At 68.0% G+C, this 22,988-nt stretch carries 21 protein-coding genes; 10 read left to right on the top strand and 11 right to left on the bottom strand.

Annotated features, from left to right (window positions below; genetic code table 11):
• Positions 1 to 81: 81 nt before the first annotated feature.
• Entirely contained in the window at positions 82 to 2,070 is a 1,989-nt protein-coding gene (gene prpR / locus JTE92_RS21530) for a propionate catabolism operon regulatory protein PrpR (protein WP_084254536.1), read from the top strand.
• 26 nt (positions 2,071 to 2,096) lie between these two features.
• Here the strand turns inward: prpR and JTE92_RS21525 are convergent, their stop codons facing one another.
• Positions 2,097 to 3,098: a cysteine synthase A gene (locus JTE92_RS21525; protein ID WP_063238727.1), complete on the bottom strand. Its 1,002-nt coding sequence runs from the start codon at positions 3,096 to 3,098 to the stop codon at positions 2,097 to 2,099.
• Positions 3,099 to 3,264: 166 nt separating this feature from the next.
• Positions 3,265 to 3,558, bottom strand: coding sequence for a putative quinol monooxygenase (locus JTE92_RS21520; protein ID WP_029045932.1), 294 nt, complete (start codon positions 3,556 to 3,558; stop codon positions 3,265 to 3,267).
• 226 nt (positions 3,559 to 3,784) lie between these two features.
• On the opposite strand from JTE92_RS21520, the gene JTE92_RS21515 reads away from it, so the two are divergent.
• Together JTE92_RS21515 and JTE92_RS21510 are read left to right on the top strand one after the other, a co-directional pair.
• The gene (locus tag JTE92_RS21515; protein WP_063238728.1) at positions 3,785 to 5,008 is read left to right on the top strand and encodes an HD-GYP domain-containing protein; all 1,224 of its coding nucleotides are present in this window, start codon (positions 3,785 to 3,787) and stop codon (positions 5,006 to 5,008) included.
• A 202-nt stretch (positions 5,009 to 5,210) separates the two neighbouring features.
• A complete protein-coding gene (locus JTE92_RS21510; protein ID WP_063238729.1) occupies positions 5,211 to 6,536 on the top strand; it encodes a mechanosensitive ion channel family protein in 1,326 nt (441 codons plus the stop codon).
• A gap of 21 nt (positions 6,537 to 6,557) precedes the next feature.
• Here JTE92_RS21510 and purT read toward each other — a convergent pair whose 3' ends face one another.
• Positions 6,558 to 7,763 carry a formate-dependent phosphoribosylglycinamide formyltransferase gene (gene purT / locus JTE92_RS21505; protein WP_084254537.1) on the bottom strand — a complete coding sequence of 402 codons (1,206 nt, stop codon included), beginning with the start codon at positions 7,761 to 7,763 and terminating at the stop codon, positions 6,558 to 6,560.
• A 71-nt stretch (positions 7,764 to 7,834) separates the two neighbouring features.
• Positions 7,835 to 8,323 carry a hypothetical protein gene (locus JTE92_RS21500; RefSeq protein WP_063238731.1) on the bottom strand — a complete coding sequence of 163 codons (489 nt, stop codon included), beginning with the start codon at positions 8,321 to 8,323 and terminating at the stop codon, positions 7,835 to 7,837.
• Between the two features lie 161 nt (positions 8,324 to 8,484).
• Here JTE92_RS21500 and JTE92_RS21495 point away from each other — a divergent pair, with 161 nt between their 5' ends.
• A complete protein-coding gene (locus JTE92_RS21495) occupies positions 8,485 to 9,465 on the top strand; it encodes an SDR family oxidoreductase (protein ID WP_063238732.1) in 981 nt (326 codons plus the stop codon).
• 723 nt (positions 9,466 to 10,188) lie between these two features.
• Here the strand turns inward: JTE92_RS21495 and JTE92_RS21490 are convergent.
• Entirely contained in the window at positions 10,189 to 11,301 is a 1,113-nt protein-coding gene (locus JTE92_RS21490; protein WP_063238733.1) for a DUF6708 domain-containing protein, read from the bottom strand.
• Positions 11,302 to 11,333: 32 nt separating this feature from the next.
• Here JTE92_RS21490 and JTE92_RS21485 point away from each other — a divergent pair, with 32 nt between their 5' ends.
• The 3 genes from JTE92_RS21485 (at position 11,334) to JTE92_RS21475 (ending at position 13,233) form a co-directional block, all read left to right on the top strand.
• Positions 11,334 to 11,516 carry a hypothetical protein gene (locus tag JTE92_RS21485; protein WP_157096921.1) on the top strand — a complete coding sequence of 61 codons (183 nt, stop codon included), beginning with the start codon at positions 11,334 to 11,336 and terminating at the stop codon, positions 11,514 to 11,516.
• Positions 11,517 to 11,803: 287 nt separating this feature from the next.
• Entirely contained in the window at positions 11,804 to 12,067 is a 264-nt protein-coding gene (locus JTE92_RS21480; RefSeq protein WP_147318570.1) for a hypothetical protein, read from the top strand.
• Entirely contained in the window at positions 12,067 to 13,233 is a 1,167-nt protein-coding gene (locus JTE92_RS21475) for a BamA/TamA family outer membrane protein (protein ID WP_116386789.1), read from the top strand. The genes JTE92_RS21480 and JTE92_RS21475 overlap by 1 nt, the downstream gene beginning before the upstream one ends.
• 21 nt (positions 13,234 to 13,254) lie before the next feature.
• Here the strand turns inward: JTE92_RS21475 and JTE92_RS21470 are convergent, their stop codons facing one another.
• The 6 genes from JTE92_RS21470 to JTE92_RS21445 all read right to left on the bottom strand — a co-directional run bounded on the left by JTE92_RS21470 (position 13,255) and on the right by JTE92_RS21445 (position 19,068).
• On the bottom strand, positions 13,255 to 13,587 hold the full coding sequence (locus JTE92_RS21470; protein ID WP_063238735.1) for a YnfA family protein: 333 nt from the start codon (positions 13,585 to 13,587) through the stop codon (positions 13,255 to 13,257).
• A 71-nt stretch (positions 13,588 to 13,658) separates the two neighbouring features.
• The gene (locus JTE92_RS21465) at positions 13,659 to 14,903 is read right to left on the bottom strand and encodes an MFS transporter (protein ID WP_063238736.1); all 1,245 of its coding nucleotides are present in this window, start codon (positions 14,901 to 14,903) and stop codon (positions 13,659 to 13,661) included.
• 176 nt (positions 14,904 to 15,079) lie between these two features.
• The gene (locus JTE92_RS21460) at positions 15,080 to 16,117 is read right to left on the bottom strand and encodes a Bug family tripartite tricarboxylate transporter substrate binding protein (protein WP_084254538.1); all 1,038 of its coding nucleotides are present in this window, start codon (positions 16,115 to 16,117) and stop codon (positions 15,080 to 15,082) included.
• A 110-nt stretch (positions 16,118 to 16,227) separates the two neighbouring features.
• Positions 16,228 to 16,992, bottom strand: a complete 765-nt coding sequence (locus JTE92_RS21455; RefSeq protein ID WP_063238737.1) for a crotonase/enoyl-CoA hydratase family protein — start codon at positions 16,990 to 16,992, stop codon at positions 16,228 to 16,230.
• A gap of 56 nt (positions 16,993 to 17,048) precedes the next feature.
• Positions 17,049 to 17,813, bottom strand: a complete 765-nt coding sequence (locus tag JTE92_RS21450) for an SDR family NAD(P)-dependent oxidoreductase (protein WP_063238738.1) — start codon at positions 17,811 to 17,813, stop codon at positions 17,049 to 17,051.
• Positions 17,814 to 17,889: 76 nt separating this feature from the next.
• A complete protein-coding gene (locus JTE92_RS21445; RefSeq protein WP_063238739.1) occupies positions 17,890 to 19,068 on the bottom strand; it encodes a thiolase family protein in 1,179 nt (392 codons plus the stop codon).
• A 227-nt stretch (positions 19,069 to 19,295) separates the two neighbouring features.
• Here JTE92_RS21445 and JTE92_RS21440 point away from each other — a divergent pair, with 227 nt between their 5' ends.
• The 3 genes from JTE92_RS21440 (at position 19,296) to JTE92_RS21430 (ending at position 22,986) form a co-directional block, all read left to right on the top strand.
• A complete protein-coding gene (locus JTE92_RS21440; protein WP_063238740.1) occupies positions 19,296 to 20,111 on the top strand; it encodes an IclR family transcriptional regulator in 816 nt (271 codons plus the stop codon).
• A 120-nt stretch (positions 20,112 to 20,231) separates the two neighbouring features.
• A complete protein-coding gene (locus JTE92_RS21435; RefSeq protein ID WP_169834807.1) occupies positions 20,232 to 21,506 on the top strand; it encodes an MASE1 domain-containing protein in 1,275 nt (424 codons plus the stop codon).
• On the top strand, positions 21,499 to 22,986 hold the full coding sequence (locus tag JTE92_RS21430) for an acyl-CoA-binding protein (protein ID WP_063238742.1): 1,488 nt from the start codon (positions 21,499 to 21,501) through the stop codon (positions 22,984 to 22,986). Before JTE92_RS21435 ends, JTE92_RS21430 begins: the two co-directional genes overlap by 8 nt.
• Positions 22,987 to 22,988: the final 2 nt, after the last annotated feature.

Here is a 22,988-nt window from a genome sequence, read left to right as displayed (position 1 = left end):
GGGCTGGCATGACGGACAATGTGCCAGCACTGTACGCCTGTTCCGGCGGGGTTTCACCCGTTCCCCACACCGCACCGCACCATGAGTCCTCCCGCCTCCACGCCCGCGCGCCCGCGCATCTGGGCCATCGGTATCAGCCGCCTGGCGCGTGCCTTTGCCGACCTGATTCCGTCCTATGCCGCACGCGCGGAATTCCGTATCGTCGGCAAGGGCTTCGAAGCGGCCGCCAGCGCCGTATCGCGTGAAGTGCGCGAAGGCCGGCTCGACGTGGTGGTCGCCGGCGGCTCCAACGGCGCCTACCTGCGGCAGCACGTCGACGTGCCGGTCGTGCTGGTCAAGGTGACGGGCTTCGACGTCATGAGCGCGCTCGCCACCGCGCGCCGCATCTCGCCCAAGGTTGCGCTGGTCACGCATGCCTCCACGTATGCCGAGGTCGATGAATTCGTGCGGGCATTCTCGCTGGCGGTCCCGGCCTATACCTACCTGACCGAGGACGATGCCGTGGCGCGGGTCAAGGCGCTCAAGCAGGAGGGCATCCAGGTCGTGGTCGGCCCCGGGCTGGTCACGGACCTGGCCGATCGCTACGGTTTGACCGGCGTGTTCCTGTATTCGGGCAATTCGGTGCGCATGGCGCTGGAAGACGCGATCGAGGCCGCACGGCTGCGCCGCATCGAATCCACCCGGCGCGACTATGTCAACGCCATCCTGGCGCACCTGAACGAGGGCGTGGCGGCCGTCGACGCGGAAGGGCGGATCCAGTCGTTCAACCCTGCCATGGAGCGTTTCCTCGGCACCTCCGCCGCGGCCGCGGTGGGCCGCAAGCTGCAGACGCTGGCGCCCAACCTGTCGCTCGAAGGCGTGATGCAGAGCGGCGACAAGGAACTGGAGGCGATCCACAAGCTCGGCGACAAGATGGTGGTGGTCAACCGCATCCCGATCGCCAGCGACGCGGGCACCACCGGCGCGGTGCTGACCATCCAGGACGCCAGCGCGATCCAGCGCGTCGACCGCAACCTGCGCTCGCGCAGCCGCGCCCGGCCCGCGGGCGTGCGCTACAGCCTCGACGACCTGGCCGGCACCTCCGCGGTGATGACCGAACTGCGCACGCTGGCGCGGCGCTACGCCGTGGTCGATTCCACCGTGCTGATCGGCGGCGAGAGCGGCACCGGCAAGGAAGTGCTGGCACAGGGCATGCACGACGCCAGCCCGCGCCGCGCCTTCCCGTTCGTGGCGGTCAACTGCGCCGCGTTTCCGGAAGCGCTGCTGGAAAGCGAGCTGTTTGGCTACGAAGAGGGCGCCTTCACCGGCGCGCGCCGCGGCGGCAAGGCCGGCCTGTTCGAGTCGGCGCACAACGGCACGCTGTTCCTTGACGAGGTGGGCGACATGCCGCCGACGCTGCAGACCCGCCTGCTGCGCGTGCTGCAGGAAAAACAGGTGCTGCCGATCGGCGGCCTCGACGCCGTGCCCGTCAACGTGCGCGTGATCGCCGCCACCCACCGCGACCTGCCCGCGATGGTGCGCGACGGCTCCTTCCGCCAGGACCTGTACTACCGCCTCAATATCCTGCGCATTGAAATGCCGCCGCTGCGCGAGCGCGCCGAAGACCTGTCCGAACTCGCCGAGCTGCTGTACCGCCGCGCGCAGGAACGCCTGGGCACCGAGCGCCCGCAGCGGCTGCCGGCAGCGGCGCGCTCGCGGCTGGCGCGCTATGCGTGGCCGGGCAATATCCGCGAGCTGGAGAATGTCACCGAGCGCATCGCGGTGCTGGTGGCCGGCCGCAAGCTGGAGGCCGATGCGCTGCTGCGCGAGCTGCAGGCTGCCGTGCCGGAGCTGTTCGCTAGCGACGGTGCGATGGCCATGGCGCAGGCGCCGGCTCAACCCGCCGCCGCAGCCGCCGCACGCACCGCGCAGGCGGGCAAGCCCGGCCACTCGCTGGCGCGCGTCAAGCAATCGAGCGAAGTCGAGCATATCCGCCGCGTGCTGGCCGAATGCGGCGGCGACCGGACCGCCGCGTGCCATGTGCTGGGCATCAGCCCGACCACGCTGTGGCGGCGGCTGAAGGCGGCGTAGCCGCCGGCCGTGCCCGCTGGTCGTTCCTATACCCCCGGCCCGACGCGCCGGAACGGAATCGGCTGCAAGCCCTTGCCGGCGAGCCACGCCTCGTTGAACAGCCGGCCCATGTACAGGTCGCCGCGATCGCACAGCAGTGTCACGATGGTATGGCCCGGCCCCATCTCGCGGGCCAGCGCCACGGCGGCGCCGACATTGATGCCTGACGAGCCGCCCAGGAACAGCCCTTCTTCGCGCAGCATCCGGTAGACCATGTCGACGCAGGTCTGGTCGTCGATCCGCACCGCATCGTCGATCGGCGTGTCCTGCAGGTTGGCGGTGACGCGGCTCGAGCCGATGCCCTCGGTGATCGAGCTGCCCTCGGCCTTCACCTCGCGGTGCTTCACGTAGTGGTACAGCCCGCTGCCGTGCGGATCGGCCAGCACGATGCGCACGGCCGGCTTGTGCTCCTTCAGGCAGCGCGCGATGCCCGCCAGCGACCCGCCGGTGCCGGTGGCGCAGGTGAAGGCATCGATGCGGCCCGCCGTGGCGTGCCAGATCTCCGGGCCGGTGGTTTCGTAGTGGGCCTGCCGGTTGGCGAGGTTGTCGAACTGGTTGGCCCAGATTGCATTGTCGGTTTCCTCGGCCAGGCGGCCGGCGATCTTCTGGTAGTTGCCGGGATCGGCATAGGGCTTGGCGGGAACGGGGCGCACCTCCGCGCCCAGCATGCGCAGCCGTTCCATCTTCTCCGGCGACTGCGTATCCGGGATCACCACGATGCAGCGGTAGCCGCGCGCCGCGCACAGGTGGGCCAGGCCAATGCCGGTGTTGCCCGCAGTGCCTTCGATCACGGTCCCGCCGGGCTTCAGCAGCCCGCGGCGCTCGGCGTCGCGGATGATGTAGAGCGCGGCGCGGTCCTTGACCGAGCCGCCCGGGTTCAGGAATTCAGCCTTGCCGTAGATATCGCAGCCGGTCTCGGCGCTCAGCCCCGCCAGCCGGATCAGCGGGGTGTGGCCAATGGTGCCGGCAAATCCGTCCCTGACTTCCATGATGCACTCCTGCCGGGCCGCGGCCCTGGATGAGGGTCAATCTGATTGATAGACCGGGGCAGCGGGAATGACAAGCGGGGGAGGTGGCCGCACGGGCCGCGTGGAAGTGGCGTGCCTGACGCCTGGCGCCCTGGGCGCAAGACGCGACAGGGGGTATGAGGCGCCGTCAGGCGGCGTTCAGCCAGCGGAAACTGAAATCGCCCTCGACGAATTCCTGCCGCGACGCATGGAAATCGCGCATGTACGGCCGGTTCAGGTGCGATTCCAGCGCGCCTTTCGAGTCCCAGACCATGTAGATCACGAAGACCCGCGCATCCTCGGCATCCTGCCCGACGTGGTAGTCCAGGCAGCCGGGCTCCTTCAGCCCGCGCGTTTGCAGGGTGGTGAGCTGGGACACCAGCGCCTCGCGGCGATGGGACTTGGCACGGGCGATGCCGACTAGCGTGTACGTTCCGGACATGGTTGAACGGGTGCGACTGGCTGGCGTCTGGTAAGCACTGGGCGCGCCATTGTAGCGCCGCCGCCGGGCCCGCCCGGAATGCCTGACGACGCCGTCCGGGCATTTGGCCGCCCCTTGACAAGGGCGGCCGGCGCGGCTCCGGCAGGCAAAACCAGCCCTCAAGTCTGGCGCCGGCTTGCCGATAGTCATTCCGGCAAGAAGAAAACCAACGTCCGGGGGACATCTCATGCTGAGACGAATCGGGTCGGAACAATTGCAGGTCGGGATGTTTGTCGCCAGGCTGGGCGGGCCGTGGATCAGCCACCCGTTCTGGCGGGCAAAGTTTCTGGTCAGCCACGAAGACCAGATCCGGCAGATCCAGTCCGCGGGCGTCCGCGAAGTCTGGATCGATATTCTCAAGGGCCGCAACCTGCCGCCAGCAGGCGTGCCCGAGGCGCCGCCGGCGCCCGTGGCGGAGCCCGCGCCACAGCCGCATGAGCCTGCGGGCTCGCAGCCGGTCGCGTCGCTCGAAGCCGAGCTCGGCCGCGCTCGCGAGTTGCTCCAGTCCGGCAAGGCCGTGGTCGGTTCCATGTTCGCCGACATCCGCATGGGCCGCGCGCTGGAGGTCGAGCGCGCGCTGCCGCTGGTCGACGCCGCCTCGCGCTCCCTGTCCCGCCACGGGCAGGCGCTGCTGGCGCTGGCGCGGCTCAAGGCGCGTGACGACTACAACTACCTGCATGCCTTCGCCGTCTGCGCGCTGATGATCGCGGTCGGGCGCACGCTGGGCCTGCCGGACGACGAGGTGCGCGAACTCGGCCTCGCCGGCCTGGTGCACGACATCGGCAAGCTGACGCTGCCCGAGTCCGTGCAGCACAAGGCCACCGCGCGCACCCCCGAAGAAGAGGAAAGCTACCGCCGCCATCCGTCGGCGGGCTACCGCATCCTCAACGAGGCGCGGCTGGTTTCCAACATCCCGCTCGATGTCTGCGTTCACCACCACGAGCGCGTGGACGGGCGCGGCTATCCCTTCGGCCTGGTCGGCCGCGAGCTCAGCATCCACGCCAGGATTGCGGCGATCTGCGATGCCTATGATTCGCTGACCTCGGCGCGTCCCGGCCACCAGCAATGGTCTCCCGCCCGCGCCATGGAGTACATGGCCGTACGCGTCGACACGCTGTTCGACCGGCGTGTGTTCAAGGCTTTCACCGGAACGGTTGGCATCTATCCGCTCGGCACCGTGCTGCGGCTGCGTTCGAACCGGCTGGCAGTGGTCTGCGGGCAAAACGACGCCGATCCGCTGCGGCCGCTGGTGATGGTGTTCTTTTCGGTGTCGCAGTCGAAACCGTTGCCGACCGAGCTGGTTGACCTGCGGCACAGCGAGGAAACGGTGGTGGCATTTGAGAATGCCGCTGACTGGGGCTACACGGATGAGCAGTTGATGGCGATGTACACGAATACAAATGCTTCATAGTGGCGGTGCCGGCTTCAACCACGGCGATGCGCTGAGCTTCGCCGGGGCCGACGGTGCTGGGGATCGGGGCCGCACTGGCGAGCATCTTCCTGCTCAGTGCGGCCTTGCGGCAGCATGCGAGGCAAAGGCCGCAAATTTACGAAGGGAGCGCGCACCTTTTGTACACTATCTGGCCGAATCACTGGCTTGACGTCGCCCCCTTATGAGTTTCGATGCCCTGCTGGAGCTGTTCCAGCAACGTATTCCGGCCCATCCCTGGGCGCAGATCACGCTGTACCTGGTGGTGCTGGTGCTGATCGCGGTGCTCGCGCAATGGCTGTTCGGCCATGTGATGTCGCGCATTGCCCATCGCGTGCTGACGGTCTGGGGCAAGGCGCCCTGGAGCAAGGCGCTCACGCGCCATCGCGCATACCGGCGTTTCGGCTACGCGGTGGGCTTCGCGGTGATCACCGTCGGCATCGGCGAGGTGCCGCACATGGGCCGCTACGCCCTGCTGGTGGAGCGCCTGGCCCATTCCAGCCTGTGGGTCTGCTTCTTCCTGATGCTGGGCGGCGTGCTGGGCGCGTGGCAGGACGTTTATGCCAGCAGCCGGCGCGCGCAGACCCGCTCGATCAAGGGCTATATCCAGGTGGGGCGGCTCGGGCTGGGGCTGGTGTGCGCGGTGCTGGTGCTGTCGATCCTGATCGACCGCTCGCCGCTGTGGATGCTGTCCGGCCTGGGCGCGTTGTCGGCGGTGCTGCTGCTGGTGTTCAAGGACACGCTGCTGTCGCTGGTGGCCAGCACACAGCTGACCTCGAACGACATGCTGCGCATCGGCGACTGGATCGAGATGCCGCAATGCAACGCCGATGGCTATGTCAAGGACATCGCGCTGCATACGGTCAAGGTGCAGAACTGGGACAACACCGTGACCACGGTGCCGACCTACAAGCTGTTCTCGGAGAGCTACCGCAACTACCGGCAGATGTTCGAATCAGGCGCGCGCCGCATCAAGCGGACGCTGCGCCTCGATGCGAGCAGCGTGCGCTTCCTCGAAGACGACGAGGTGCATGCGCTGATGCGCTTCCAGCTGCTGCACGATTATCTGGCGGAGAAGCAGGCCAAGGTCGACGAGGCCAACCGGATGCTGATCGCCGCGGGCAATGACCCGGTGAACCGCCGCCGGCTGACCAATATCGGCACCTTCCGCGCCTATGGCATTGCCTACCTGAAGGCGCATCCCGAGATCCACCACGACCTGCTGCTGAACGTGCGCATGATGGAGCCCGATTCGCAGGGCATCCCGGTGGAGATCTATTGCTTCACCGCGCTGACGGCGTGGATGGACTACGAGCGCATCCAGGGCGATGTATTCGACCACCTGCTGGCGATCCTGCCCGAACTGGGCCTGCGGCTGTACCAGGCCCCGTCCGGCGCCGACCTGAGCGGCGTGCGCATGGCGCCGGTGCTGGCCGCGGCGCAGGCTGCGGCACAGGTTGCCGCGCCACACCCGCACGGCCACGCCGCGGCGGGCAGCCACGTGCTCTGAGGCCTGCCGCTCCTTCAGCTATCAGCCCACCGCGCGCGGACGCACGCGGCTGGCGGCTTCCTTGGCGCGGGTGCGTGCGGTGTCGATATCGTCCGCATAGGCGAGCGCCACGCCCATGCGGCGCTTGACGAAGCTCTCGGGCTTGCCGAACAGCCGCACCTCGGTCTGCGGCACGCCCAGCGCCTGTTCGACACCGTCGAACACCACGCCCTGCGCGTCCACGCCGCCGTAGATCACCGCGCTGGCGCCGGGGCTGCGCAGCGAGGTGTCGACCGGCAGCCCGAGGATGGCGCGCGCATGCAGCTCGAACTCGTTCTGGTGCTGCGTGGCCATGGTCACCATGCCGGTGTCGTGCGGGCGCGGGCTGACTTCGCTGAACCAGACCTGCTCGCCCTTGACGAACAGTTCCACGCCGAAGAGGCCCGTGCCGCCCAGGTCGGCGGTGACCGCCTGCGCAATCTGCTGGGCCTTCTGCAGCGCGGCCGGGTGCATCGGCTGCGGCTGCCAGCTTTCGACATAGTCGCCGCTGACCTGCACGTGGCCGATCGGTGCGCAGAACTGCGTCTCGACCTGGCCGCTGGCGCCGATGGCGCGCACGGTCAGCAGCGTGATTTCATAGTCGAAATCGATAAAGCCTTCCACGATCACGCGGCCGTGGCTGACGCGGCCGCCGGCCATGGCGTAGTCCCAGGCGGCCTGGACGCCTTCGGGGCCGTCGATCTTGCTCTGGCCCTTGCCGGAACTGCTCATCACCGGCTTGACCACGCACGGATAGCCGATGCCGCCATCGATGGCGGCCTGCAGTTCTGCCAGCGAATCGCAGAACTTGTACGGGCTGGTCGGCACGCCCAGCGATTCCGCCGCCAGGCGGCGGATGCCTTCGCGGTCCATGGTCAGGCGCGCGGCGCGGGCGGTGGGGATCACGCGCACGGTGCCGGCGGCTTCCAGCGTTTCCAGCATGGGGGTGGCGATGGCTTCGATCTCGGGCACCACCAGGTGAGGCTTCTCGGCCTCGATCAGCGCCCTGAGCTGGTCCGGGTCGCTCATGGCAATGGTGCGCGCGTGGTGGGCCACCTGCTGGCCCGGCGCATTGTCATAGCGGTCGACGGCGATGGTCTCGACGCCCAGGCGCTGCAGTGCGATCAGCACTTCCTTGCCCAGCTCGCCGGAGCCGAGCAGCATCACTTTGGTGGCAGAAGGGGAAAGGGGCGTTCCGAGGGTGGTCATGGCGGCAAGGCGGCGGGGCGAAGGGAAAACCAGGATTGTACGTGCTGCCGCCTGCCGTGGCGCCGCCGCGCCTAGTCTTCCGCGTCGCGCGAACCGGTATGGCGCCGCGCCGCCTCGTCCTTGCGGTCGGCCTCATCGGCCTTGGCGGCCTCGGCCGGGGTGGAAGCGACCCCGTACATGCCGTGGCGCGGCGTGCCCGCCGGCAGGTTGCCGAGATCGGTGGCCTGGTAGGGATGCGGGCCCGGCGGAGGCTGCGAGGTGTCGCTCGACGGATGCGCGCGGCCGGTCAGCTTCTCGTCCCGGGTCACGCTGTGGCCGCCGTAGTGGTAGTCGGTCAGCGATCCTTCATGCGCGGGGGCCGAGGGTGCCGGCGCGCCGGAGATATCGGTCACGTGTACCGGAATCGACGGATAGACCTGTTGGGCGCCCGCGATGGCCATGTCGGGCGAATCGAACTCGCCGGCGAGCCGCTCCGGTGCGCCGTTACCGATGCGCATTTCGAGGTGCCAGCGGCCGTTTTCCGGGCCGCACACCAGGATTTCCTGTTCAGTCGAGGTCATGGCAGGGCTCCTTGTGCAGGTTCCAGGCAGGGCGGGGCGGCATGCCGGCCGCACGGTCCGTCTGGATGGCAGACAGGCAAGTTGCATTCCAGCGGCGCGGCGCTGGAACGGAACCTGCTGGCCCGTCAGGAATAAGCCGTTAACACTGCAAGAGGTCCACCATGCCCCCGACCCGACCGCTTACCGTTGTCATCACCGGCGCTTCGAGCGGCATCGGACTGGCCACCGCGCTGGCCTTCGCACGCGCCCGGGCGCGCGTGGTGCTGTGCGCGCGCGGCGAGGCACCGCTGGCGCGCGCCGCCGCGGCGTGCCGCGAGCTGGGCGCGCGGGCACTGGCCGTGCCGGGCGACGTCACGCAGCCGGCGGCCATGCACCGGCTGGCCGAGCGTGCGGCGGAGTTCGGCGATGGTGGCATCGATGTCTGGGTCAACAATGCCGGTGTCGGCGCCGTGGGCCTGTTCGACGAAACGCCGGTGGCCGCGCACGAGCAGGTGGTCCGCATCAACCTGCTGGGCTACCTGCACGGCGCGCACGCGGTGCTGCCGTTCTTCAAGGCGGCGCGCAAGGGCGTGCTGGTCAATATCGTGTCGCTGGGCGCATGGGCGCCGTCGCCATATGGCGTGTCGTATACGGCGAGCAAGTTCGGGCTGCGCGGCTTTTCGGAGGCGTTGCGTGCCGAGCTGGTCGACTATCCGCAGATCCGCATCTGCGACATCTTCCCGGCCACCGCCGACACGCCTGGGATGCGCCACAGTGCCAACTACACCGGCAAGGCACTGCGCCCGCCGCGGCCGCTGGTCGATGCCGGCGCGGTCGCGCGTGCGGTGCTGCGTGCGGTGGCGGCGCCCACCTCGCAGGCCGTGACGGTAGGCGTTGTCGCAAGGCTGGCGCGGATTGCCAACCTGCTGGCGCCGGGCCTGCTGCAGCAGGCGTACGGCCGTATCCTGCATCGGCATTTCAGCGGTGCGCACGAGATACCGGTCTCCGACGGCAACCTGTTCCATGCCTCGCTGGGGCACATGGATGTCCAGGGCGGCTGGACTTCGCCGGAACGGATGCGTCAGTTTCGGATTGCCGGCGTGGCGGTGGCGGCCGGGCTGGCGGGCCTCGCGCTGTGGCATTGGCGCCGCCACGCTCGCTGAGTGCCGGCGGCAGGCAGCCTGGCAGGCAGATTTACAACCGCGGGCGCTTCTTACCTGCGCCGCGTGCGGCTGCCGGCCCAAATAGAAAAAGGCCCGCGCGGACGCGGGCCGCAAAGGCCTGAGGATCCGCTAGAGGACCGCTCGGTATTTATCCTAATTGCCTGGCAGCGGCTGCACATCCCCCGTTCGGGGTGCAGGCCGCATTCGTGCGTGATCCCGCCTTGATGGGGTCTGCCAAGATAAGGCCCATTTCCTATCATAAGCGTTTTGGTTATGAAAACGCTGCACCTTATTCCGGTGTCGAATAAGCGGATCTGGCAGTGCGGCCCCATAACCAGATGTTCATCTTTCGCGCAGAAGCCGCAGATGACCTTGACACGAGCAAAACCATCCGCGCGGCTAGCCTAAGCCAACCCGGGGGCAAGCTGGTCGAGGGGAACATGCATGTGCGTGCTTGACGACGCTTTGCCGCGCCGCGACGAGTGCAGCATGGCATCGAGCGGTGAAAGGTAGCCCGTCTGCATGATTTCACCTTCCCATTGCATCGCCGGTAGGCGCGCACTTCACTTGCCGTTGGGCAACCGGTCCGTGAGACGCACGCAATAAAGGCGAGGCGGCGTCAGTATGGTCGTCATACCGTAGCCTCCGTTTGCTGCCGAATCAGGTCTTTGCGATGACGTACCGCGCAGCCTGCTTCGAAAGCGAGCGTTCTTGACAGTCATATTAAGCTCCAATGCTGTCCTGATGTAATAGGGCCTCTGCCTCGGCGCGGATCAATGCGCCTTCGCGCCTGCGCCGCGGCTCCTGCTCCCACATCCTTTTCAGATCTTCGCGCGATGGCTTCGCATCAGGCCCACTTGGCACGCCGATGTAGTCATCAGCGTAGGGACGCGCATACGGATCGTAAGGGGTGGGCTTGCAAGCGGCTTCGATTTCGGGCGGCCACACGGGGTCGCTGCAGGTAGCCAGCACGAGCCAACGGGCGAAGGCATCGAGCAGGGCGAACGGAAAGAATATGAAGTCGCTCAGGGCCCAGAAAGCGCCGGAGAATTTCCCGCCCCGACAAATCTTGTAGCCTTCCCAAAACGTTTCCCGTGGAGCCCAGAAACGATAGGGCTCCGGAAGTTTGGACGGCCCATCCTGCATGTAGCGCCGGTAGTACTCCCATTGCGCGTAAGCCGCTTCCAGCGTCAGTGTGAACTGGCCGAGCACGAAGGCCCGCACGACGTTGCCATCCCCGTCAAGTTGATAATGGCGGATGTCGTACATGTCATAGGCGCGCGAGAGTCCCCCCATGCGCCGATGGCCGACACAGAAGAACTCGTCTTCGCTCCAAGGGACTTCCCAGATGCCTCCGGGTTCCTTGGTGCGGATGGCATAGATACGGCGCGTCTTGCGGTTCAGCCGAATCGGGCGTCGCTTCAGCGTGAACATGTTCCGGCGCATCGGATCGAAGGTCAACAAGCCAAAGAAACCAGTTCCCATTATCCCGACGGTTGCGCCAAGAATCACGCCTGCCCAGTTGCCTTTACGAGCCATCACCTCCGCAGCTTCTCGGAATGGGGCGGAAGCAAAGAATACTGTTCCGAGCAACATAAAGATCGTCGCAAACGAGCAGATGATCCAGAGCATCCCCACGTTCTGCATCCGCGCTTGCGATTCATCGGTGATCTCCAGGCAAGTCGAATCGATTCGATAGACGTTGCCGTACTCCATGGCCTCCTCAATGGCGGGGCGGATAATGGACAACCGGTGGTCCAGCTCCCACTTCCCCAGCGGCTTGCCTGTCTGCCTAAAATAGAACGGTGTGCGCTCATCTATGGTCGGGAATTTCATCGCCCCCCTTACTTCGAGTCCTGGAGACCCAGTTGCACGAACTCAAAGGATTCCGCGTCCAGGCTGCTGTACTTCTCGCTGGTCGACGCCTTGCTGAAACCACAGCGTTTGGTCCACTTGAGGGTGGCGGTGTCATCCAGGAGCAGAATGCCAACATTCACAGCGAACAACACGACAAGGAACGGCCAACTTGGTACGCCGACCAGGAAGGCTAAGAATTCTTCCGAAGCAAGTGGAAGGGGATTACCGCAGGGCACCCGTGATACGCACAAAGCACCTTCTGCGGAGCGAAGGCATGTTATCCGCAGAAGGTGCTTTTCAAGTGTCAATTAGTGCAACATTTGCCGATCGAGAAGTATTTTCGGATAAATCCTAGTCATCATGCGGCACATTTTGCTCGCGAAAACCGAGCAATGGGGCATAGCGTCGGTGTTGGCGCATCCGAGCGTCCCGAAAGCGTGGCGACGCAAGTAGAGAGCTTGCTTCATAGCGGATCCTCTTCTTGGGATCGCAACTCCTGCAGGGGACACAGCGCGACGATTACCCGGTCGAGCATCATCACCCAGTTCCCCTTGATGCGCCGATGGGCAATCTGCTTAATACGCCACCAAAAAATCTTCATGACGCGGCGCTCGCCATCGATGCGCCGATGCCGCTAAATTTGTTTGGCCGGTACGGCCGGGCAGCGGGCCGGCATCCATCGCACCCACTGACCGAAGCCATGCAAGTTCACTACTTCCTGTTCGCCGTCGCGGCGGCGCACTGATGGCAGGCCCCAGCGCAAGGACTACCTGTGCCGGCGTCATCGCCGCGATGGTTCTGGCATGGTGCCCGGCGGCACTCGCACAGTCCGAACCCGCGCCCGAGGCCGCCGCCCCCAAAAAATTGTCGTTCTTCGATCCGGAGGACGGCAAGCTCGACATGAGCGACTTCATGCTCAACCACAAGGGCGCGCTGCCGGTGCCGACCATCATCACCGAGCCCGCCGTGGGCTACGGCGCCGGGCTTGGCCTGATGTTCCTGTCGGAGTCGATGGCCGATGCCGCCGCCCGCGCAGGCGGCAGGGGGCCTGCCCCGCCCAATATCACCGGCGTCGGCGGCGCCTATACGGAGAACGGCACCTGGGGCGCGGGGCTGGCGCATTTCCACACCTGGGGCGGCGATCGCTACCGCTACCTGGGCGCGGTCGCCAAGGTCAATGCCAACCTGGACTACTACGGGATCCAGAACCAGCCACGCGCCTACCAGTTGCAGGGCTTTTTCCTGGTGCAGCAGTTGCTGGTCCGGGTTGCCGATACGCGCTGGTACATCGGCCCGCGCTACGTGTATTTCGATTCCCGGACCAATTTCAAGTTCGGCAATGCCGCCGAGCTGGGCAGCGTGGAGCACGACCAGCGCATCGGCAAGGCCGGGCTGGTGATCGACTACGACTCGCGCGACAACATCTTCTACCCGAACCGCGGCATCTACGCCGAGCTGGAAGCCCAGTTCGCGCGCAGCGGCTTCGGCAGTACGCAATCCTTCGACATGTACAACGCGCGCGCCTTTACCTGGCTGCCGCTGGCGCGCACGCTGATCCTGGGGCTGCGGGGCGATACGCGCTTTTCCAGCGGCGATGTGCCGTTCTACGCCCAGCCCTATATCGACCTGCGCGGCGTGCAGAAGGGGCGCTACCAGGACCGCAACGCGGTGATGGCGGAAGTGGAGCTGCGCTGGGACGTCACGCCGCGCTGGGCGGTGCTGGGCTTCACCGGCGCGGGCAAGGCATACGGGCGCTGGCATGATTTTTCCGATGCGGCCAACGTGTATAGCGTGGGGGCGGGCTTTCGCTACATGATCGCGCGCAAGCTGGGCCTGTCGATGGGCATCGACGTGGCCCACAGCAAGGGGCAGAACGCGTTCTACATCCAGGTCGGCAGCGCCTGGCACTGACCGCGCGGCATCAGCGCAACATCAGCGCGCCGCCGGCTGCAGCGCGATCACGGCCATGCCGGCCAGCGCAATGGTGGCGCCGGCCACGTCCCAGCGCGTCAGCGCCAGGCCATCGACGAAGCGCAGCCACAGCAGCGCCACGGCAATATACATGCCGCCATAAGCGGCGTAGGTGCGCCCCGCGGCGGCGGGATGCAGCGTCAGCAGCCAGGCGAACAGGCCCAGCGAGACGGCGGCGGGCAGCAGCAACAGCGCGCTCTTGCCCTGGCGCAGCACCAGCCAGGGAAGGTAGCAGCCGACGATTTCGGCAACGGCGGTCACGGCGAAGAGCAGGGCGATGCGAAGCAGGTCCAAGGTATGGAAGAAGCGGAAATGAAAAAAGGGGTTCCATGCGGAACCCCCGATTCTGACATGGCGCGGCGCCGTCAGGACGTTGCCATCAGCGGTGGCCGGCGCTGCGTCGCCACCGCAAACGCGATCTGCGCGAGCCCGGCCGCCAGCCCCATTGCCACGCCCGCCTGCCAGGCTACGGTGTACGACCCCAGCGCGTCATAGACCATCCCGCCGCCGAAGGCGCCGGTAAAGCTGCCGATCTGGTGGCTGAAGAAGGCCACGCCGCCCAGCATCGCCTGCCAGCGCAGGCCGAAGGTCTCGGCGATCCAGCCCGAAACCAGCGGCGCCACGCCCAGCCACAGGAAGCCCATCACCGCAGCGAACACCAGCGTGCTGCCCGGCGTGGGCGCGGACGAGAAATACCAGGTCAGCGCCAGCGAGCGCACGGTATAGATGCCGCCCAGCAGCATCAGCTTGTTGAAGCGCCCGCCGGCCCAGCCGAAGAAGATGCTGCCGAGCACGTTGAAGCCGCCGATCACGCCCAGCGCCTGCGCGCTGAGCATCGGGTCCATGCCGCAGACATCCAGGTACGACGGCAGGTGCGTGGTCAGGAAGACCAGCTGCATGCCGCAGACGAAATACGCCAGCGCCATGACGATGAACGGCGCGTGCCGCAGCGCCGTGCCCAGCGCCTGCCGCGCATTGCTCTGGTCGGCGCCGACGAATGCGGGCAACGGCAGCTTGTCCACGCGCCCCGCCATCCAGGCCGCCGGCAGCATCACCAGCGCCAGCAGCACGAACGCGGCCAGCCCGGCGCGCCAGCCGTAGGTCTGCGTCACCATCTGCCCGATCGGCGCCGCCAGCAGCGCCCCGAGCGAGCCGGCCCCCGACACCAGCCCCAGCACCGTGCTGCGCAGCGCCGCCGGCACTGGCCGTGCCGCCACCGCCATCGCCAGCGCGCTGCCGGTGCAGGCCATCGAAGCGCCGATCGCCACCCCCGCGCCCAGCGTGACGCCGATCATGCCTTGCGCGGTCGCCAGCAGCACCAGCCCGGCCACATACGACAGCGAGCCGGCCAGCATCAGCGGCCGGAAGCCGATCCGCGTGGCCCATGCGCCCGCCAGCGGCTGCAGCAGGCCCCAGGCGAGGTTCTGCACGGCGATGGCCACGGTGAAGTCGGAGACCGAGATGCCGATGTCCCGCGTCAGCGGCGGCATGAAGATGCCCAGGCTCTGGCGCAGGCCCATGGCCAGGCTGAGCATCACGGAGGCGCCAAGCAGGATCGGCAGGGCCGGACGGAGGCTGTCCAGGCGGGAAGGCGTGGTGGGGGCAGGCACGGTGGTCGTCTCGCGGGATTGTCGTTGTCGTTATGTGCCCGCGGCGGCGCCTGGCATGTTAAGCATGCGCTGAATATACCGCAGGGTAGGCCGAGAGTAAGCGGCAGCCTGTACCGTGTCAATTTGGCTTTGGGCCGGGCCGCCTTCCGCTTTGCCGAAGGCGGCCCGGCGCCGCGCTAGTCCAGGCTGACCCTGGATGCGCGGATGGTGTCGCCCCAGCGCCTGATGTCGCCGTTGACCAGCGCGGCGAAGCGGGGCTGAGGTTCGCCGCCGGGGATGCCGCCCATGTCGCGGAATTTCGCCACCACGTCGGGATCGCGCATGGCCCGGGACAGGGCGTCCTGCAGGATGGCGGCGACGGCGGGCGGCGTCTTCGCGGACGCGAACACGCCGAGCCAGCCCATCACCACGAAATCCTTCACGCCGGCCTGCTCCATGGTCGGCACGTCCGGCAGCGACGGCAGCCGCTCGGCGCTGGTCACCGCCAGCGCTCGCAGCTTGCCGGCGCGGATGTGCGGCAGCGCCTGCGTCAGGTTGTCGAACATGAAGGTGGTTTCGCCGGCAAGCACCGAGGTGGTGGCCGGCGTCGAGCCCTTGTAGGGCACGTGCAGCACCTCGGTGGCGGTGCGCAGCCGGAACAGCTCGGCGGTCAGGTGCGTGGTCTGGCCGATGCCCGCCGAGGCATACGAATACTTGCCCGGCGACTGCTTCAGCTGCGCGACCAGCTCGGCCACGCTGCGCACCGGCGCCTGCGCATTGACCACCAGCACGTTGGGGAAGGAAATCATGTCGGTCAGCGGCATGAAGTCCTGCGGCTGATAGGCCAGCTGCTTGTAGGCGCTGTAGTTGATGGCATGCGAGCCGGTGTTGCCGACCACCAGCGTGTAGCCGTCAGGTGCCGCGCGCAGCAAAGCCTGTGTGCCGATGATGCCGCCGCTGCCGGGCTTGTTGTCGACCACCACGGGCTGGCCGAGGATGGCCGACAGCTTCTGCGCGACCAGGCGGGTCGGGATGTCGGTGGTGCCGCCGGGCGCGCCGGGGACGATGATGGTGATCGGCTTGTCGGGCCAGGCGGGGGCGGCGTGCGCGGCTGTCGGCAGCGTGGCGGCGGTGACGGCCAGCAGGCTGGCGCAAAGGGAAAGGGGACGGGAAAGGGAAGGGGAAAGGGAAAGGGAAAAGGAAGGGCACAGCGATTGCGGCAGCTTGGTGTTCATGGGTCTCCTCCATGTTGTGATGTCTGGGCTGCGGTGCCATGTGCAAACGGCCGGCTTGCGGCCGGCCGTCCAGGCGAAAAAGCGTGACTACGGTATTGCTTGCCTGCGCATTACTTGCCGGTCCACACCGGCTTGCGCTTTTCCGCAAAGGCCGCGGCGCCTTCGCGCGCATCGGCCGAGGTGAACACCGGCGCCATCAGCGGGCGCTGGCGCTCGAACATCTCCTCGTTGCTCCAGTCCGCCGAATCGGCCACGATCTGCTTGCTGACCGCCACCGCCAGCGGGCCGTTGGCGCCGATCTCGTCGGCCAGCGCCAGCGCGCCCTGCAGCGCTTCGCCCGGTTCGGTCAGGCGGTTGATCAGGCCGTAGGCATGCGCCTGCTCGGCACCGAGCATATTGCCGGTCAGCGCATATTCCATGGCGATGTGGTACGGCACGCGGCGCGGCAGGCGCATCAGGCCGCCGGCACCGGCGACCAGCCCGCGCTTGACTTCCGGCAGGCCGAACTTTGCCGCCTTCGACGAGACGATCAGGTCGCAGGCCAGCGCCAGCTCGAAGCCGCCGGCCAGCGCATAGCCTTCCACCGCGGCGATCAGCACCTTGCGCGGCGGCTTCTCGGTCAGCCCGCCGAAGCCACGGCCGGGCAGGCTCGGGCGCTTGCCCTCCAGGAAGCCCTTCAGGTCCATGCCGGAACAGAAGGTGCCGCCGGCGCCGGTCAGGATGGCGACGGCGAGGTCGTCACGGCTTTCCAGCTGGTCGATCGCAGCGGCCAGCGCGGTCGCCGTCTCGAAATCCATGGCGTTGCGCGCCTGGGGCCGGTTCATGGTGATCAGCAGCGTATTGCCGCGGGTCTCTAGTTGCAGCGTGTCGCTCATGCAGGTGTCCTGGTCAAGAAGGCCATTGGGGAGTGCTGGATGTGGATCGATGGCGCTCAGCGCGGGGCCATGCGGATGGCGCCGTCCAGGCGGATGGTCTCGCCGTTGAGCATCGGGTTCTCCAGGATGTGCAGCGCGGTCGAGGCGTACTCGTCCGGTGCGCCCAGGCGCGCCGGGTGCGGCACCATGGCGCCCAGCGAGGTGCGCACGTTCTCCGGCAGCTTCGCCAGCAGCGGCGTGTCGAACAGCCCCGGGGCGATGGTGCACACGCGGATGGCGCGCTGCGCCAGGTCGCGCGCGGCCACCAGCGTCATGCCGACGATGCCGGCCTTGGCCGAGCTGTACGGGATCTGGCCGATCTGGCCTTCGTAGGCCGCCACCGAGGCGGTCAGCACGCAGGCGCCGCGCTCGCCGTCGACCATTTCGTTTTTGGCCATGCGCGCGGCGCCCAGGCGCAGCGCGTTGAAGGTGCCGATCAGGTTGATGCGCACCACCGACTCGTACTTTTCCAGCGAGCCCGGCGAGCCGTCCTTCTCGACCACGCGCACCGCCGCGCCCAGGCCGGCGCAGTGGATCAGCGCGCGCAGCGGGGCGATGGCCTCGGCGGCGTCGTAGACGGCGTTCATCTGGTCGGTGTCGGTGACGTCGGCCTTGACGAAGCGGACCTTGCCGCCGAACTCGTCCACCACCGCGTTGCCGCGCTCTTCGTTCAGGTCGGCGATGACCACGCCGACGCCGCGCTCCACCAGGCGGCGCGTGCAGGCCAGGCCCAGGCCGGAAGCACCGCCGGTGACGACGGCGGACATGTTTTCGAGTTTCATGGGTGTCTCCTAGAAGAAAGTCGCTGGGTTCCCGCCTTCGCGGGAACGACGCAGGTGTTGATGCGGATGCGGGTGTTTACAGGCGCTCGATGATGGTGGCGTTGGCCATGCCGCCGGCCTCGCACATCGACTGCAGGCCGTAGCGCTGGCCGCTGTCTTCCAGCGCATGCAGCATGGTGGTCATCAGGCGCACGCCCGACGCACCCAGCGGATGCCCCAGCGCGATCGCGCCGCCGCGCGGGTTCAGGCGCGCCGGGTCGGCGCCCAGCGCCTTCTGCCAGGCCAGCGGCACGCAGGCGAAGGCTTCATTGATTTCGTAGTGGTCGATCTGGTCCAGCGCCAGGCCGCTCTTCCTGATGGCGCGCTGGCTGGCCGCGATCGGGGCGGTCAGCATCATCACCGGATCGTCGCCGCAGACGTCGAAGGCGACAAAGCGCGCGCGCGGCTTCAGGCCCAGGCGCTGCGCCATGGCTTCGCTCATCAGCAGCATGGCCGAGGCGCCGTCACTGATCTGCGAGGCATTGCCGGCGGTGACGTTCCAGCCGATCTGCGGAAAGCGCTCGCTCAGTTCGTCGTTGCGGAACGAGGCCTGCAGCGTCCCCAGCTTTTCCACCGACGTGCCGGGGCGGATGGTTTCGTCATGCTCCACCACGCCGTTGGGTGTGCTGATCGGCAGGATCTCGCGGCGGAAGGCGCCGCTTTCGCGCGCCGCGGCGGCCAGCTCGTGCGAGCGGGCCGAGTAGCTGTCCATGTCCTGGCGCGACAGCTCATACTTCGCCGCGACCAGCTCCGCCGCAACGCCCTGCGACACCAGCCCCGGCGCGTAGCGCGCTTCCATCGACGGGCCGTACGGGTTCTGGCCGATGCGGGCCGAGCCCATCGGCACGCGGCTCATCGACTCGATGCCGCAGGCGATGACGATGTCATAGGCGCCGGCCATGATGCCCTGCGCGGCAAAGTGCACCGCCTGCTGGCTAGAGCCGCACTTGCGGTCGATGGTGGTGGCGGGAACATGGTCGGGGAAGCCCGCTGCCAGCCAGGCCACGCGGCCCGGCCCGGCGGACTGCTCGCCGGCCTGCGTCACGCAACCGGTGATGACGTCGTCGACCAGGCCGGGGTCGAGCTGGTTGCGTTCGACCAGGCCCTTGAGCACCTGCGCCAGCAGTTCGGTGGCATGCAGCTCGGTGAAGGCCGATCCCGGCTTGGAGCGGCCCATCGGGCTGCGGATGGCGTCGACGATGACGGCTTGTTGCATGGGGTGTCTCCTGATGCAGAGCGGTTGCGAGTCGTGGATGAGGCGTGGAGTCGGGATATTGAGACGTCAGTTTCAGAAAGTGATCGTCCAATACGATGAATCGGGATTCTCGCGTCGGAAATTCGCGATGTAAACTCAAAATCCCACGTTTGACTTCGGATTCAACGAAGGGCAACATCCGGGTTTTGAGACGCTGGTATCAAAAAAATCCAGACGAAGGCCCGGTTATGACGAATGAAGCACACGCCTCCCTGATCCCGCCGCCCGCCGATGCCGATGGCGAGTCGCGCCTTGTCAGCGCGCTGGCGCGGGGCGTTTCGATCCTCAACTGCTTCTCGCCGACGGTGCAGGAGCTGAGCAGCCGCGAGCTGATGGAGCGCACCGGGCTGGCCAAGCCGACGCTGTTCCGCCTGCTCGACACCCTGTGCGAGCTGGGCCTGCTGCGCTATTCGGAGCGCCTGTCGCGCTATGTGCCGGGGGTCGGGCTGGTCAACCTGGCCGCGCCCGCGCTGGCGCGGATGACGGTGCGCCAGCTGGCGCGGCCGGCCATGCAGGAGCTGGCCGACCATATCGCCGGACAGGTCGAACTGATCGTCGGCACCGGCCACGCCATGACCTACGTCGAGATCGCCCAAGGGGTGGGCAGCCATGTATTCCGGCCCGAGGTCGGCACCCGGGTATCGATCTCGCGTACCGGTTCGGGCCGCGGCTACCTGTTGCTGATGCCGGAGTCCGAGCGCGAGGCGTATCTCGCCCAGCTGCGCGCCGCCGATCCCGCGCGCGCCGACTGGCTGCAGCAGCGCCTGGCCGATGCCGCACGCGACCTGCAGGAGCACGGCTTCTGCCGCGGCCATCGCGACCTGCATCGCGAGGTGGAGTCCATTGCCGTGCCGATGCGCGCGCGGCGCGATGGCGAGGCGTGGATCTTTGCTGCGTCGGTGCCGGTGTTCAGCCCGCAGAGCAAGCAGGTCGAGGAAGACATCGGCCCGCGGCTGGTCAGCCTGGTGCGCAACGTGGAGGGAGCACTCGGCGTGTCCGGCTGACGCGCAGGAGCCCAGGCCTGGCCGGGTGACTTACCTTGGCCCCCGGCGGGCTGGCGACTATCCTGAGTCACAAACAGGACATCGGGAACCCGTCAAGAACAGCCTCCTGGGGGTATGCCAATGCAGCAGATACGCCTGGCGGCCATCGTCGCCGTGCTGGTCCTTGCCGCCGGCGTGGTGTCGCGCTCGCTGGCGCAGGCGTCGACCGAGGCGGTGCCGGTCTGGCTCGGCAGCGGCGTCACCTTTGCCGCGCTGCTGGTCTGTGCGCGCTGGTCATGGCCGGCGGTGCTGGCCGGCGCCGGGCTGGCCCTGGCGGGGTGGGGCATGGCCACGCACGGCCTGCCGCTGCGCGGCGCGGTCGCCTTCGGCCTGATCGAGGTCATCAGCCTGGGCACCGCCGGCTGGATCGCCACCTATGGCCGCCGCGACCCGCAAAGCCCGCCGGGCGCCACGCTGCTGATCGCGGGGGCGCTGGCCGGCTCGGCGCTGGGCGCCTCGCTGGCGGTCGAGCTGTGGCGCTGGCAGCGGCCGGGCCTGGACCTGCCGGTCGAATGGCGCGCCTGGGCCTTCTCCACCGCGGCCGGGCTGCTGCTGGTCGGGCCGCTGGCGGTGGCATTCCGCGGCTTCCGCGTGCGGCGCTCGGGCGGCATGCCGATGCAGCAGTTCGCGGCCGGCGGGCTGGCCTTCGTGGTCTTTATCGTGGCGGTGTTGGCGGTGTTTTCTGACAACGCCGCGCAGCGCTTCGGCGGCCTCGCGCCCACGCTTGCGTACGTGCCGATGCCGCTGCTGCTGGCCACCGCGCTGCTGTGGGGGCCGCGCGGCGGCGCCATCGCCACGCTGGCGGGCTGCCTGCTGATCATCCACCGCACCGCGGCCGGCGCGGGACCGTTCAACGTCATCGAAGGCTTTCCGGGCGAGGCGGTGGTCGAGGTGCAGGGCTTTGTCATTGTCTGGGCGCTGGTGATGCTGCTCGGCCGCGCCTTGTCCGAGGGCCGCCGCACCGCGCTGGAGGAAGCGCGTGCCTGGCGCCTGCGCTATGCGCGCACGCTGCAGGCGGTGGGCGTGGCCAGCGTGGAGTATGACGCGGTCACCGGCCGTGCTACATGGAGCGAGGGCGCGGCGGCGTTGCTCGGCGACACGATCCGCGACGTCAACAGTGTCGACGAATGGCTGGACCGCATCGACGCCACCGACCGCGGGCTGGTGCAGGCCACCTGGTCTGCCGTGGCGCGCGGCGATGCGCCCGACAGCGTGCAGGAATACGCCGTGACGCTGCCGGGCAGCGGCCGGCTGCGCGTGCATGAGCGGCTGGCCGGCATCCGCGGCGCGGACGGCAAGGTGGAGCAGGTGGCGGCACTGCTGCGCCGCGCCGGCGCGGAGCCCGCGCATGCCTGACCCCGGCGTGTTCCTGATCCATGGCCTGGGCGGCACGCAGTATGACCTGGGCTCGATGCACAAGCGGCTCAAGCGCGCCGGCTTCGTCACGCACTCGCTGACGCTGCCGGGGCACGGCACGCAGCCCGAAGACCTGTGCGGCGTGCGCGCCGAGGACTGGCTCGAAGCGGTGCGCGCCAAATACCGCGAGATCATCGACCAGCATGAAACGCTGCACGTGATGGGCATGTGCATGGGCGCGCTGCTGGCGGTGGAGACGGTCAAGCGCGAGCAGCACACCAAGGGCCGGCTGGTGGCGCTGGCGCCGCCGGTCTATATCGACGGCTGGGCCACGCCGTGGTATCGCGGCCTGCGCCCGCTGCTGTACCGGATCCCTGGCGTCCCCAACCGGATGAAGGTGGAAGAGGAAGAGCCGTTCGGCATCAGGAACGAGCAGCTGCGCGAGATCGTCAAGGCCAAGTTCGCGCGCGGCGAGAACTTCCACTACCAGTGGGTGCCACTGGCGTGCATCCGCGAAGTGGACCGCTTGCGCGGCTATGTGCGCAAGGGGCTGCAGCGCATTGCCTGCCCCACGCTGGTGGTCCACGCGCGGCTGGACGAGCTGACCAGCCTGCGCTCGGCCAACTTCCTGGTCGAGCAGATCGGGCAGGGCAAGCGTGCCGGGCAGGCGCGCATGCTGGTGCTGGAAGACAGCTACCACATGGTCTGCGTCGACAATGACCGCGAGCTGGTGGCGCGCAACGTGCTGGAATTCTTCGAGGCCAGCGTGGGCACGTCGCTTGGGATGGCGGGTGCGGAGCGCGACGATGCGCGCATGACGCCGGAGCAGATGACCGGGCTGCTGGCGGCGGCACGCGCGGACCTTGAACAAGGGGACCTGGCCGCGCTGTATGCGCGCGGCAAGGGCGATTTTGCGTGGTTCCAGCCGGGCGCCAACCGGACCAGCGGGGTCTACCGTGGCGACCGTGGCCTGGCGCGGCTGCGCGAATGGGCGGATGCGGGGCTGGCGTTCACCGCTTTCGGCGCGCCGGTGCTCAACACCGGCATGGCCGTGGTGCCTGCGACCTTGCGCAGCGGCACGCTGGCCTCGCAGGGCGTGCTGGCGTTTGCGCTGCGCGACGGCAAGCTGCTGGAGGGGCGGTGGTTCCCGGACGAAGTGGCGCTGGAAGATGCGCACTTCGGCGGCACGCCGGCGCTGCAGGGCCCAAGTCCTGCCGAACAGGCCTTCGAGGCCGCCGCGGCGTTGTCGAAGACGCTGCGCCAGGCGCCCGACAACGACACCCTGCTGTCGCTCTATGCGCTCTACAAGCAAGGCAGCGCCGGCGACGTCAGCGGCGACCGCCCGGGCATGATGGACATGGTCGGGCGTGCCAAGTACGACGCCTGGGCCGCCCGGCGCGGCCTGCCGCGCGAGCAGGCCATGCGCGATTATGTGGCGCTGGTCAACCAGCTCAAGGCGGCGGAAACGCAATCCGCCTGAAG

It is taken from the genome of Cupriavidus oxalaticus, assembly GCF_016894385.1.
In the GTDB taxonomy this organism is placed as follows: Bacteria; Pseudomonadota; Gammaproteobacteria; order Burkholderiales; family Burkholderiaceae; genus Cupriavidus; species Cupriavidus oxalaticus.
The sequence above is the reverse complement of the archived record's forward strand: the minus strand, read 5'-3'. Positions and strand labels throughout refer to the sequence as shown.